This is a genomic window from Acanthopleuribacter pedis (assembly GCF_017377855.1).
Classification (GTDB): domain Bacteria; phylum Acidobacteriota; class Holophagae; order Acanthopleuribacterales; family Acanthopleuribacteraceae; genus Acanthopleuribacter; species Acanthopleuribacter pedis.
Map to the genome: position 1 here is coordinate 172,902 of NZ_JAFREP010000003.1, position 13,749 is coordinate 186,650.

Here is a 13,749-nt window from a genome sequence, read left to right on the forward strand (position 1 = left end):
TGTATTCGCCATGATTTCGGTTCTCGTATGCCGTGAGCGTTCAATTCACGCATTTCGAATGAACTGTTTTTTATGTTTATCGAATCCCTTAAATCCGCCTCTGGAGCAATGTTGGAGTGATTTATGAAACCTAGTTTGGGGCCGATGCGCCCAATGGTTTGGGCTGTCCTCGCGGTTACGGCATGGATGACCGCGCCCGCTGTGCGCGCGCAAATGTCCGACAACAATTTCGTATTTGAAGAAGTGATTTTTAATCCCAACGGCATGATCAGTTTGGATTGGCTGCCCAACGGCGCCATGGTGGTTGCCGAAAAACGCGGTGCCGTGCTGATTCTGCAACCCGACGGTGCGGGGGGCTACCAAACGCCCACCACCTTTGCCGACCTGCGCTCACAGGTGTTTACCCAAGCGGAAAGTGGTTTGCTGGGTTTGGTGGTCGACCCTGACTTTGCCACCAACAACTTCATTTATCTGTTTTACACCACCAACTCGGATCAGCGGCTCACGCGGATTACCGCCAACAGCGCCGGTACCGCCATGGTGCCCGGCTCCGAACTGGTGCTGTTGTCCGGCCTGCCGCGCGGAAACTTCATTCACAAAGGCGGCGACATTGAGTTCCATCCGAATCAACCGGAATTCATTTACATTGCGCTGGGTGATGACGCCGATTTGGGCGAAACGGGCGGCATTCCCCACGTTCAGCGCACCGACCGCTACGTGGGCAAAATTTTGCGGGTGAACAAAGCCGACGGGCTCGGCATCACCACCAACCCCTTTTACGACGGCAACGCGGACAGCATCGCCTCGCGGATTTGGGCCGTGGGCTTCCGCAACCCCTTTCGGTTTACCTTCCATCCCAATCCGCCCAATGAAGATGTGCTCTACAGCTCCGAGAATGGGGAAGTACTGGACCGCCTTTCCTGGGTGCGCATGGGTTCCAACGGGGCCTGGAGCATCGATGCCGATTCCCGTGACGAATTCCAAAATCCACCCGATAGCAACCACCGGGTGATGACCTCGCGGCCGCCTTCCCAAATTGGGATCGCCATCGCCGACAGCGGCCCCTTCGCCCCGGACGGCCCCGTGCTTTACAACGCCAACTGGTTCCCCGGTGAGTTCGGGGTATTTCGCTGGCGCTTGACCGGTGCCGACCTGGATCAAATTGAGGAAATCCCCATCGATGCCGGCGGTATGTTTGCCGACAGTGTGATTGGCGTGGATTTGGAATTCGGCCCGGACGGCTCGCTTTATTTGACCAACACCGGCGGCGATTCTTCCGAGGGCGGCTTTTTCCAAATTAACCGCATTCGGTTTATCGCCGGCGCACCGCCCGCGGCCGCGTTTACCACCAACCCCGCGCCGCCGACCGGGACCACCCCGCTCACGGTCCAGTTCACCGATCAATCCACGGTGGATTCGGGGTCGATTGTGGCTTGGCGATGGGATTTCGGTGACGGCACGATTTCGACCCAACAGGATCCGCAACACACCTATACCGAACCCGGCCGTTACACGGTGTCCCTGCAAGTCACCACCGACCGCGATTTGGTCGACACCGCCGAGGATCAGGTGCTGGCTTACCGCCAAATGACCCTGCGTTTCGCCGGCCAAATTATCAACGGTCGTTCCGTGCCCGGACAGCCCTTGGCCGCCGCCACCGAATTGGCGTTCCTGCAAAGCGATGGGGAGACGCCGGCCCCGATTGTGGGCGGCTCCGGTTCCGCCGGTAACATCCTCGCCGTTCCCGGCGGTGGTGTGATCGATGCCCAGGTAACCGTTTCCTTGCTGAGCGACGCGGTGGTGGTTGGTGCCGGTGGACCCGCCGGCGACGGCATGCAGCCCGCCCGCATTGGTTATGGCGACTTGTTCACCAGTACACCGGGAACCATCGATCTCAACTTCTACCTTTCCGATACCTTGGTGGCCGGTCGCATTGCCGACGGACGCGGCAACGGGGTTACTACTGATATCGGTTTGGCCCGTATTTCCTCCGGCAATTTTATCGACATTGCCGGCGGGCGGGACCGAACCTTCGGCGGCGCCACCGGGACCGACCACCGTTTTACCGCCGATCCCTTGGGTTATTACCACATGCCGATCCCCACCGGCTTGGGGAACGTGACCTTTTTCTTCGACCTTGTTGCCGATACCAACACCAACCTTTACGCGGCACAGGAGCAGCAGCAAACCCTGCCCGTCGGTCAGCTCACCAGTCTGGATTTTCTGATCGGCGTGTTTTCCGGCGGCAGCGGGTGCGACGATCTGAGCGGTATCGCGGAAACGCCCGCCGTGGATTACGCTTCCGTCATCCAGCCGATTTGGAACAACAACTGTATCGGTTGCCACAACGGGACCAGTACCAACAGCGCGGGCCTCAACCTGGCCCAGAACAGTTTGGACAATCTGGTTTCCCAGGAAAGTTCCATTCTGGACGGGATGGTGTTGGTCACGGCGGGCTCGGTGCAGCGCAGTTACTTATTCGAAAAAATTAATTGCGCGGTACCGCAAATCGGGACCCGCATGCGGCCTTCCGACAGCATGGACCTCAACGAACAGGCGCTGATCCGCGACTGGATCCGCCAGCTCAATCCGTTGGTTGCCTGTGAGGACGCCTTTTTTGCGCGCTTGCCGAACTGGCCGGATCAAGATGTGCTGAGCCTGGTTCTTTTCTTCAACCAAAACTGCGCGGCGGGAATCCGGTAAGCCCGGATTCGCTCCCTAAAGATCGCGGCCGACCCACTTTGTGACGGCATTTCCTAAAGAAAAGTGGGCCGGCCGCGATTTTGTTTTAACCTAAGAGGCGCTATAAGAGTGAGGGATTTTGGCTAAAGATTTGGAGCGAAATGGTTTGGAAAAAGCGGAGGCGCACCCTCTGGGTGCGGTGAGCATTTTTGCAGGCCGTTGTAGCCCAGAGGTTTAGCTAAAATCACCGCGAGTTATCGCGCTTCTTAGGTTTTAAAGAAGGATGCGGTCGTTCCGTGCGACAGAACCCCGCAAAAATGACTTGTCTCGATAAAATAACAGTGTTATTTTATGGAGCGTTGGAGGTATCCTTTGGCCCGAGCACCCAAGCAGGACCCTGCTTTTTTTCGGCAGCTTATTCTCAAAAAAGCCGCCGAGATGCTGCGTGAACAAGGGATTCACGGTTTATCGATGCGCAAATTGGCCCAGTCCCTCAACGCCTCGACCATGGTCCTCTACACCTACTTCAAGAACAAACAAGGTTTGCTTAACGCGCTTTATTTGGACGGTTTCGATCAGTTGCGGCAAGAACTCGAACGGGTTGAGCCCGACCCCGATCCCATCGCCACCATCATGGATTTGGGCCGTGCCTACCGACGGGCGGTTTTGGCCAACGCCGATGTGTACGAGCTCATGATGAGCCGGTCGCTGCACGGGTTTTCGATTCCCGAGGAGAGCCTCAAGCAAAGCGGCGCCGGGTTCCGTGTTTTGGAACAAGCCGTCGTTCGCTGCCAAGACGCCGGCTTCGCCCGACGGCACGACGCCAAGGACGTGGCGCAAATGCTGTGGGGGACCATCCACGGTTTGATCAGCTTGCAGCTTGCCGGGCACTTTATCGATGAAGCCGCCGCCACGGCGCGTTTTGAATTGACCTTAGCAACGATTAAAGACGGAATCATTAAAGAATAGCCGTGCCCAAGGCAACGAACCGGGGTGGCGGCGACGGCGGAGGAACAGCATGCCGATTGGAGAACGCTACGCACGGGAAAAATGCGACGACCATTACGATGTGATCGTCATTGGATCGGGGATTGGCGGCTTGTCCGCGGCGTCGCTCCTCACCAAAGCAGGCAAGAAAGTGCTTGTCTTGGAGCGCCACACCACCGCCGGCGGCTTTACCCACACTTACAAACGCAAGGGTTACGAATGGGACGTCGGCGTTCACTACATCGGCGACGTGATGCGTGAAAAAAGCCTGGTGCGCAAGATGTTCGACTACATCAGCGACGGCGAACTGAAATGGGCCTCCATGGGCGATGTCTATGATCGCTTGATTGTGGATGGTGACCAGTTCGATTTCCGTACCGGCTACAAACAACTGCGCGACGATTTGATCCAAAAATTTCCCGCCGAGGAAAAAGGGATCCGCCGGTATTTCGACATGTTGAAGGAAGTCAAAGACGCCACCCCGCTGGCCATTGCCAAGAAACTGGTGCCGACCCTGTTAAAGCCGGCGCTCCTCCCGCTTCACCTGACCACGCCGTCCGACCACGCCCACCGCACCACCGCCGAGGTGTTGGATGAACTGTTCACCGACGAAAACCTGAAAGGTATTCTCGCCACCCAGTGGGGCGACTGTGGTTTGCCGCCGGAGCAGTCGAGCTTCTTCATTCACGCCATGATCGCGGGCCACTACGCCAACGGCGCCGGATATCCCGTCGGCGGTTCGGCGCGAATTGCCGAAACCATTGAACCCGTCATCAAAGCCGGCGGCGGTCGGGTGATGGTGCGCGCCGAGGTAGCGGAAATCCTGGTTAAACACGGCCGCGCGTACGGCGTGCGCATGGCCAACGGCGACGAACTCAAGGCCAAAACCATCATCAGCACCGTGGGCGTGCCCAACACCTATGGCCGTTTGTTGGACGAGCGCCATCGGACCCGCTACGGCATTCCCCGTCGCATGGAAAACGTACAAATCCAAGGCGGGCACCTGTGTCTGTACATCGGTTTGAAAAAGTCGGCCGCCGAATTGGGTTTGGGCAAAACCAACCTATGGGTCTTCCCGAGCTTGGACCACAACCGCAATGTGGCCGCGTTCATGGAAGACCAACAAAAACCCTTCCCCCTGGTTTACATTTCCTTCCCGTCCGCCAAAGATCCCGACTGGGACAACCGGTTCCCCGGCAAATCCACCATTGAAGTGGTGACGCTGGCGCCCTACGCGTGGTTCGAGGAATGGAAAGACAAACCCTGGCTGCGTCGTGGCGAAAAATACGAGCAGCTCAAAGCCGAATTGAGCGCGCGTTTGTTGCGGGAACTTTACAAACAAGTGCCGCAAGTTGAGGGCGAAATTGATTACTTCGAATTGTCGACACCCTTGTCCACGCAACACTTCTGCAACTACAGCCAGGGCGAAATCTACGGTTTGGACCATGTGCCGCAACGTTTTGAGCAGTCTTGGCTGCGTCCCAAAACGCCGATTGAGAACCTGTACCTCGGTGGCCAGGACGTTTTTGTGGCCGGCGTGGCCGGTGCCTTGACCGGTGGTTTGATGGCCGGCGCCGCCGTGTTGGGCCCGGGCGTGCTCAAGTTGCTGCCCAAACGGTTGGCGACCATCCCCGCCGTCATTCGCATGTTCGCCTAACCTACGGCTGAGGCGGTGCCCCGATGTGGAAGCCGCCCTCCATCTTTTTAGCCCGTATTTCTCACAAGGCTTTCAGCTTCTCGCGATGATTCCTTGTGAGCGATGCTAGCTAAGTGCTTTGGTTAGATGGCGGTCCATGGCGGTTAGGAACTTGTGGCGGTCTTTTTGGTTGTAGGGTGGGGGGCCGCCGCCCAGCATGCCGCCCTCGCGCAGGTCGGCCAGCAAATTGCGCATCGCCAGTTTGGATTTGATGTTTTCCTCGTCGAAGACCGTGCCGCGCGGGTCGAGGCCGGTTGCGCCCGCGTCGACGATGCGGTCCGCCAAGGGGATGTCCGCCGTGATGACCAAATCGCCCGCACCAACGTTTTCCGCGATGTAGTCGTCGGCCTCGTTGAAGGCTTTGCCGACCACCACCAGCGAGACGTGCCCGTTTTTGGGATGGTTCATTGGTGTGTTGGCCACCAAACGCGCCTCGATGTTAAAGCGTTGTGCCGCCGCGTAGACCAGTTCCTTGGCGGCGCGTGGGCAGGCGTCGGCGTCGACCCAAATAATCATGTGACTTCCTTGGCGCGGCGCAGGCGTTCTGCGCGATGGTTGCCGCGTCTGTGAAAAACGGTGTGGTGGTTGGTTTGTTCCGGCTCGGCCGGCGCCGGCAGGATCACCCGCAGGTAGGCGCCGATGCCTTGGGTTGCTTCCCAATCGCGAGGGTAACCCAGCGAAACCTCTTCAAAACGGACGCCGTCGCGGTAGTCGGTGGCGCGAATGTGCAGGTGACCGCTAATCGCGCAGGCGATGTTGAATTCGCGGTGCCATTGTTCGGTCAAGTTGGTGCCGCACCAAATGCGGAAGCGCCGCATTTGCGGGCGCAAACGCACCAAATCGCCGCGTAGCGGGAAGTGGTTGACCAGGATGATGGGCCGGTCGGGGGGAATGGCGCGCAGGCGATCATGGGAATAACCCACCCTGGCTCGGCACCATTCGGCGATGTCGCGGTAGGGCGTCGTGTTGATCAACTTTTCGTCCGAACACAGAATGCCGTCTTCGACGGCCCAGGCGACGGCTTTTTCGACCCGTTCCTGTTCGCTCCACGCGGCCCAATCGGCGTTGGGGTCGTCCATGAAACTGTAGTCGTAGGGAATGAACAGTGGGGCGATGGTGCAGGGGCCGCCGACGCCGTGCCAAGTGTCGAAAGGGTCTTCCGGGGTGAGCACGTTGAATTCGCGGCAGATATCCACCAACCACAGGTACTTGTCGACACCGCGCGCCGATTCCTCGCTTTCCGGTTTCTTGCTGCTCCACAGCTCGTGGTTGCCCGGTACCCAATACACCCTGTCGAAACGTTGGGTGAGGATGGAGAGGGCGGTGCGCAGGTGTTCGGGTTTGGTACACAGATCGCCGCCGGTGATGAGGCGGCTGCCGGGAAAGATCGGCAACTGGTGCAGCGCTTCCATATTTTTCTTGAAATCAAGGTGCATGTCGCTAATCGCGTACAGGCTCCCGGTGGGTTCCTTGGCAAAGGTCATGGTGAGGGGCCTCTTCAGCTCGGTGATTGCGTTAGGCGGGAACAATCAATGGGTTTCGTTTACGTCACGGACGATGCGTTTGGCCAAAATGGTTTGGAAATAGACGAAACCAAAGATGGTGCCGCCCAGGTGGGCGGAGTGGCCGATTTGGAAACCGCCGCCGCGGGTTTGTGCGATCAAACCCCAAATGTCGAGGAGGACCAAACCGACGACGGCGATCATGGCCGGGACGGGAATGATCCCAAACAGCAGGATTTTGTGTTTCGGCCACATGCGCGCGAAAACCATCAGGACCGCGGTTAAGGCGCCAGACGCGCCCAGCGCGTTGGCATCCATTCGGTCCATCAAAAACGCGGAGGTGGCGCAGTGCATCAGCGATGAAAAAAGTGCTGCGCCGATGTAAAGCTTCAGGAAGCCGACGGGACCGTAAAACTTCTCGAGCAAGTTACCGAAACTGACCAACACCATCATGTTAAAGACCAGGTGTATGATTTGGTTGTGAGAAAAAGCCGAGGTGAGCAAGGTCCAGTAGTAACCGTTTTCCAAGTGGAGGGGACTGATAAGGAAGTTGTTGTAAAAGAAACCGATGCCCGCGGGCGTTGCGGTAAAAAACTGCCAACCCAGAAACACGATAAGGTTCAGGACGAGTAGCGCGGGTACCACCCGATTCTTGCGTTGGCTCCAGTGGGCGCGTGCCCGCCGGGTTTCCACCTCGCGCTCGGCGTAATCCTCGTCCCACACTTCTCGTTTTAAATAAGGTATCTTATCCGTCACACATCCTCCGCGGCCTTTGCGGCGACCGTTCGGCTGGTTCGCCGCGTCGCTTCATCTTACCTAAGAAGCGCGATAACTTGCGGGGATTTTAGCTAAATCTCTGGGTTGCAACGGCCTGTAAAAATGCTCTGGGCCGGAGGCTGCGGTCGTGCGCGACCCCGGTTCGTTTTCTCCAAACCTTTTCGCTTCAGATCTTTAGCTAAAACCCCTCGCTTCAGCCCTGCTAAGGGCTTAACACCACACCGGCAAGTGGGGTGATGGATGCTTTCGGAGAAGGCGTCCACGACGGGTGCGGCCAACCCGAACATCCTGCCCTGGGTGCCTTCCCCGGGGTTGGTAACATGTTTAACGAAAACCGACCGACTTGGTTCCCCCGTGCGTGTATAGGATGCATGCCCTTGCCGGGATCCTTTTGGTTTTCCCTCCAGTTAAGGCGTTTTTGTTCCCGAATTGGTTGCGCCCACCCCTCGGAAACCTGCGAGAATACCGAATCAAGGAGCCATCCATGACCTCATCCCAACCCATTGCCGTGGTGGGCGGCGGGATCGCCGGATTAAATGTCGCCCTGCGCCTGTTGCGGGCGGGGCACGCCGTTACCTTATTTGAGAAACAACGCGGTCCCATTGACAAAGTGTGTGGCGAAGGGGTATTGCCTTTTGGGGTCAAGCATCTCGAAGACTTGGGCTTGGCGGTTGTTTTGCGCCAATTGGGTGCGCCGTTCCACGGTATTGAGTACCGCATGGGGACGCGTCGGGTGGCCGGCTCCTTTGCCGACGGTGAGCATGGCATCGGCATTTCTCGCTTCGAGATCGACCGCCTTTTTCGGGCGCGATGCGCCGCCTTCGATGCCTTCGAACGGGTCGAGGGCCGAAAAGTTACCCGTGAGGACTTAACCGATTTTGCGCAAGTCATTGCCGCCGACGGGGTTCATTCGCCGCTGGCCCGTGCTTGTGGTCGCCGGGTGCGCATGGGCCGTCGCCTCGGGGTTCGTTTTCGCGTGCAGGCGCCCGCCCCGCCGCGCGTGCGTGTTTCGTTTTTTGATTTCGGTGAAATGTACATTACCCCGGTCGCCGCGGACGCAATTTCCGTGGCGATGTTGCTGGAAGGGGACCGCGTCCCCCACGGCAAAAAACTCCAATCCTGGTGTATGACCCAATTCCAGCGCGCATTCCCCGAATACGACGGGGCTGTCGATCACTTTGCCACACGCGGCCACATCGTCGCTTCGTTTGCCGGGCCGCGGCCCGATTTCCATTTGGTTGGGGATGCCTTACACACCTTCGATCCCATTAGCGGCGCCGGTATGAGTGCCGCGCTGGCGGGCGGGGCGGCCTGTGTTACCCATCTCCATGATGCACGGGCCTATTTTCAGGCTATGGCGCCCTTGGTTGGGTCGGTCCGGAACTTTACCCGGGTGATTCTGGCCTTCCGCGGCGGCGGCCTGCGGACCCGGCTTATGTTGGCCCGGCTTGGGCGCGCGCCGACCACCTTTGACCGGATCCTCGCGCTTCACGACGGCGTCCACCAACCCTGGCAGTTGGGCTTGCGGGCGGCGCTGCCGTTGTTGCGGCCCTGGTAAACCCGTTACTGGCGTGAAATTTCATCATTCAGCCATTTACGGCAGAAATCCAGCAACTTGCGCACCTCGTACTCCGTGATGTGCAACCGGGCCGCAATTTTTTGACTGTTCAAGCCGTGCCCGGCCTTGAGGTCCAATACCCTCGCGGCGCGCGGATGGTATTTGTTTAGCTTCTTAAGAGCCAGGTCCAGCATCATCTTCTTCTCCGAGTCCATTTCTTCGCGGACTTCCTCCGGCCGATCCAACCCGATGATCGGGATGTGACCGCCCCGCCGTTTGGCGGCTTTTCTGCGCCGTTTATCGATTTGGTAATCGTTGAGGACTTTGCCAATGAAGCGTTGGAGGGAAACCCAGTCTTTCCACGGCAAGTGTTTCTTTTGTTCGATGGCTAGCAACATGTCGTTGATGATCAGCGTTGTTTGTAAGGCCATGGTTTCACGCTGGAAGCCGGCAAAACGTTTGCGGACCATGCCGCGTAGGAGTGGGGTGATCTTGGCAAATAAGGCGTCGCGGGCCTGGGGATCGCCTTGACGGAAGGCCTGAATCAAATATTCAATTTCCTCTGAATCTTTGGTCTTCATGGAACAACCTTTTTCATGGTACGGGTGCCGGGCAAATGTCGGCATGGGTCTCTGGCAAGCGGCCGGCCGCGCGGGTCGACCGAGGAACGGCGACGTCGCGAAACGCGGCATAGGCGGAGGAGGATTACGGATCATGCGAGGTATCTACTTAGTTAACCGCAAAACAGACAAAAATCGGTTCGAAAAAGGTTTATAAGTGGCCGTTTTAAAATTCAGAGAGCCTTTTATTAATTGTGAAAAAGTGATTTTCAGGAAGTTGTTATGGGCTTTCTAGAGTTTCCAAGTAGCTGTAAATAGTTGTTTAAGCTGTTTGTCTTGAGCGTTTTTTGCCAGGACTCGTGTTTCGCCCCTTTGTGGTGTATGATGCTTAAAACCCAGCAAGATATTAATGGTTGTTTCAAGAATCGCTTCGACCCGAAGGCGGTTGGGTTTCGTTTCTTCCCGCCAAGGGGTCATTGAGAAATAGGGAAATGGAGTTGTTGTGGGCAAGATAGGTTTCAGCATGCCGACCCATGTGGTGATGGGGTCGGGTTGTCGTTTTCGCCTGCCGGAAATCATGTCCCGGCACCAGTGGTCACGGCTGCTGGTGGTGGTTGATCCCCATTTGACAGGCTTATGCTGGTTTGGTGATTTGCGCCGTCTTTTGAGCGATGAAGGGATTCAGTTGGCTTTTTTTTCCGATTTTTCCGCCAACCCGCGTACCTCGGAAGCGGAGCGTGCCGCGGAAGCCGCGTGGTCGACTTCCGCCGATGCGGTCTTGGCGATCGGTGGCGGCAGTGCCATTGACGCCGCCAAAGCCGCGGCCATGTTGGCGACCAATCAGGGCAAGGCGCTAGATTTTGTCGGTTTGGATCTTTTTCCGGCCAGCCCGTTGCCTTTGTTGGCGTTGCCTACCACCTGCGGGACGGGTTCCGAGGTCACCTGGGTTTCGGTATTGACCGAGGAAACCCGGCGCGAGAAGGTCAGCATCAAGGGCGGCGGTATGTTCCCGGCCTACGCGCTGGTAGACCCCGATTTGCTGGCAACCTTGCCGCCCCATCTCATCGCATCAACCGCGATGGATGCCATGACCCACGCGGTGGAAGCATTGGTTGGTCGTTGCGCCAACCCGATTTCCGACGCGATGGCGAGGCAAGCTGTCGCGCTCATTTTTGAGCATCTTGAAACATTGGTTCGTTCGGAGGGGTCCGACGAAACCGCCCGCTTTTACATTGCCAAGGCGTCTTGTTTGGCGGGCATGGCGTTCGGCAATGCCGATGTTGCCGGGGTTCACTGTTTGTCCGAGTCCATCGGCGCCTTGTTCGATGCGCCTCATGGTGTCGTTAACGCCATCCTGCTGGCACCGACCTTGCGTTACCAGCAAGCTTATTTGGGACATCGACTGCACAAAACCGCCCAAGTCATCGGTTGCAATGTGGCGGATGAAGCGTGTAACGACGCGTTTCTCGAGGCCGTTGAGGGTTTGGTGGCCCGGTTAAAGATCCCCGCTTTCGCCTCGCTCCATATCCCGACCGATGCCTATGAAACCATCGCGGGGCTTGCCGAGCGCAACGGTTCCAATGCGAGCAACCCGCGTCCCATGGCGGCGGCCGACTACTTGGCTGTCTTGAACGGTTTAACCGTTTCATCGTGAACCAACGGGTTATCCGTTGGTTGGTGAGGTTTTTGTGAGAAATGTGCGCAAATGCCGGCACTTGTACGCCTGACTTTGCGCTTTCCCCCGTGAACGAATCGATCCCGGCAGGCTTTTTTCGATCAGAGCTGTTTTCGGTGGTCGGGGTCTTGGCGCGATTGCGTTCCCAAAACCTTCCGTGCTCGGAGGAACATCGGTGCATTGGTTTGCCAAAGTCGTCCTACTTTTATTTTTATCAACCGTTTTTTGGAGTGTGCCTTGGCTGGGGGCCACCCTTGCCGGCGGCCTTTGGGTGTTCCAGCATGCCTTGGAGAGTCGGCAACGTTTGTGGCGTCGTCCGGTTTTACAACGGTTGCGTCGCCGCTTGACCCTGCCGGAAGGTGCCGTCGCGCCTCGTGAAGGCCCGTTGCGCGGCCACGCGATTTTGTGTTCGCCGGAGTGCATCGAGGTGCGGTTCCAACAGCCGTTGCCGTTCCGTTTCCATCTGAGCACGCGCGCGCGCGGTTCGTCGGATTGGGACGCACTCCCGCTGGGCGATCCCGCCTTTGACCGGCGTTTCTCGTTGACCACCGAGGATGCCGCCGCCATTGCCTTCTTTGACGTGCCGATGCGCCGCCGGTTGTTGGGGTTGGGCTCTTTTTCAATGGATGAAAAGGGGTTTTATCTCTATGCCGATGCGCCTCTTTTTGCCGAATTGACCGATATCAAAACCGCCGGTTACTTCCATCGCGTGGCCGCCCGTTTCCGTTTTCTGTTTTCCAATGTGGCCGTGCATCGGCTCGAACAGTTGGTGCCCATCATTGCGGCCTTGGCCGAAGAAAAACCGCCGGCACAGTGCTTGGCCGAAACCATTCTGGCGGAAACGGTTCCCGAATGTGGTGCGCGCCAGGCCGATTTTTTTGTCAAAGCGTACCCGGAAGCCTTGTCCTTGTTCGCCGAAAGCCCCGCTGACGAGGCACCCTTTTTCCGTGCCTTTCTCGCGGCCTTGGCCGGCCCAGAGGATCAACGTGCGGGCGCGCTGGCCGCCTGTATGCCGGCGTGCCCGGTGGTGGTTGCCGAAACCCTGTTTCAAGCGATCCGCGCTTTGGATCCCGAGGATGCGGTAGAACTCTGTGCGATGGGTTTGGGGACCGCGGTCTTGGCGCCCCAAGCGCTCGCCTTGTTGGATGAGCTGCGCGGGGTCGCGGCGCGCGACACCTTGCTGGATTACGCCGCGCTCAAACCCAACGAAACGCGCACCCGACCCGTGTTAGAAGCCTTGGCGGCCTATGATGGCGATGAGAAGGTGTGTACCTTTCTGGTGGAGCGGGTTGCCGGGGCGGGCGCCAATCACGTTACCGCTCTAGAGGTGCTGGCCAAGGTCGGCTCTCGCGAGACCTTGACGCTGTTATCCGGGATGGTAAAAACGCGCGGTCTCAATCGCGAGCGCCTGGAAAGCACGCGTTACCTGCTACGGGAAAAACACGGCCTGCTCAACGACCACGGCGGGCTTTTGAGCGTGGCCGAGGCAACGGAGGGAAGCGGTGCACTCAGTGTGGCCAAGCAACGCGGCGGTGAATTGTCGTTGAAGGAGGCCGGGGAGTAAGTACGTGCGTTGCCCGCGACAGTGTAGGGGTGATGTGTGGGGCATGGTGTGGGCGGTGGGGTTGGTGGCGAGATTGTTGTATTGGGGGATGCCGTGGGCGGTGGGGTTGGTGGCGAGGTCGTTGTATTGGGGGATGCCGTGGGCGGTGGGGTTGGTGGCGAGGTCGTTGTATTGGGGGATGCCGTGAGCGGTGGGGTTGGTGGCGAGATTGTTGTATTGGGGGATGCCGTGAGCGGTGGGGTTGGTGGTTGTGGGGCCGACGCCGCCGGCGTCTACGGGAAGGGAACTCCAGAGGACCCAGGGTAAATGGTTGCGCTGCAACCATTTACCCTGGGCTGAAATCCTCAGCGTCTTCAACGCAGCTTGATGAGGTTCGCCTATGGCTCACGTTTAAAATTAGTTGTGGTCCCCCATTGGCGGTGTGCGCGCCCCTTCGGGGAGCGCCGGGTCGAATCACAGGCAAAGATAGCGTCATGGCGGTGTGCGCGCCCCGTCGGGTAGCGCCGGGTCGAACCACCGGCAAAGATAGCGTCATGGCGGTGTGCGCGCCCCTTCGGGGAGCGCCGGGTCGAATCACAGGCAAAGATAGCGTCATGGCGGTGTGCGTGCCCCGTCGGGGAGCGCCGGGTCGAATCACAGGCAAAGATAGCGTCATGGCGGTGTGCGCGCCCCACGGGAAATGCCGGGTCGAATCAGAGGCAAGGGTAGCGTGATGGCGATGTGTGCGTTCCCTCGGGGAGCGCCGGGG

Annotated in this window: 10 protein-coding genes; 6 read left to right on the forward strand and 4 right to left on the reverse strand. The window is 58.4% G+C overall.

The features are described 5' to 3' along the window. Positions 1–123: 123 nt before the first annotated feature. From J3U88_RS04140 to J3U88_RS04150, 3 genes are all read left to right on the forward strand, one after another. Positions 124–2,703 (forward strand): PQQ-dependent sugar dehydrogenase, encoded by a 2,580-nt coding sequence (locus J3U88_RS04140; RefSeq protein ID WP_207856998.1) that lies wholly within the window; start codon positions 124–126, stop codon positions 2,701–2,703. A gap of 351 nt (positions 2,704–3,054) precedes the next feature. Continuing rightward, positions 3,055–3,651 carry a TetR/AcrR family transcriptional regulator gene (locus tag J3U88_RS04145; protein ID WP_207857000.1) on the forward strand — a complete coding sequence of 199 codons (597 nt, stop codon included), beginning with the start codon at positions 3,055–3,057 and terminating at the stop codon, positions 3,649–3,651. Between the two features lie 49 nt (positions 3,652–3,700). Beyond that, complete coding sequence (locus J3U88_RS04150; protein WP_207857002.1) at positions 3,701–5,326, forward strand: phytoene desaturase family protein; 1,626 nt, start codon at positions 3,701–3,703, stop codon at positions 5,324–5,326. Positions 5,327–5,431: 105 nt separating this feature from the next. Here J3U88_RS04150 and J3U88_RS04155 read toward each other — a convergent pair whose 3' ends face one another. Genes J3U88_RS04155 through J3U88_RS04165 form a run of 3 tightly spaced genes read right to left on the reverse strand, consistent with a single transcriptional unit; the run spans position 5,432 to position 7,623 of the window. Next, entirely contained in the window at positions 5,432–5,881 is a 450-nt protein-coding gene (locus J3U88_RS04155; RefSeq protein WP_207857004.1) for a YaiI/YqxD family protein, read from the reverse strand. After that, a complete protein-coding gene (locus J3U88_RS04160) occupies positions 5,878–6,849 on the reverse strand; it encodes a metallophosphoesterase family protein (RefSeq protein ID WP_207857005.1) in 972 nt (323 codons plus the stop codon). Before J3U88_RS04160 ends, J3U88_RS04155 begins: the two co-directional genes overlap by 4 nt. A 45-nt stretch (positions 6,850–6,894) precedes the next feature. Then, positions 6,895–7,623: a rhomboid family intramembrane serine protease gene (locus tag J3U88_RS04165; RefSeq protein ID WP_207857006.1), complete on the reverse strand. Its 729-nt coding sequence runs from the start codon at positions 7,621–7,623 to the stop codon at positions 6,895–6,897. Positions 7,624–8,128: 505 nt separating this feature from the next. Here J3U88_RS04165 and J3U88_RS04170 point away from each other — a divergent pair. Then, complete coding sequence (locus J3U88_RS04170) at positions 8,129–9,202, forward strand: NAD(P)/FAD-dependent oxidoreductase (protein WP_207857008.1); 1,074 nt, start codon at positions 8,129–8,131, stop codon at positions 9,200–9,202. Between the two features lie 5 nt (positions 9,203–9,207). Here J3U88_RS04170 and J3U88_RS04175 read toward each other — a convergent pair whose 3' ends face one another. Beyond that, complete coding sequence (locus tag J3U88_RS04175) at positions 9,208–9,783, reverse strand: sigma-70 family RNA polymerase sigma factor (protein ID WP_207857010.1); 576 nt, start codon at positions 9,781–9,783, stop codon at positions 9,208–9,210. 481 nt (positions 9,784–10,264) lie between these two features. On the opposite strand from J3U88_RS04175, the gene J3U88_RS04180 reads away from it, so the two are divergent. Beyond that, positions 10,265–11,416 carry an iron-containing alcohol dehydrogenase gene (locus J3U88_RS04180; protein ID WP_207857012.1) on the forward strand — a complete coding sequence of 384 codons (1,152 nt, stop codon included), beginning with the start codon at positions 10,265–10,267 and terminating at the stop codon, positions 11,414–11,416. 196 nt (positions 11,417–11,612) lie between these two features. Next, a complete protein-coding gene (locus J3U88_RS04185; protein WP_207857014.1) occupies positions 11,613–13,001 on the forward strand; it encodes a hypothetical protein in 1,389 nt (462 codons plus the stop codon). The last annotated feature ends 748 nt before the right edge of the window (positions 13,002–13,749 follow it).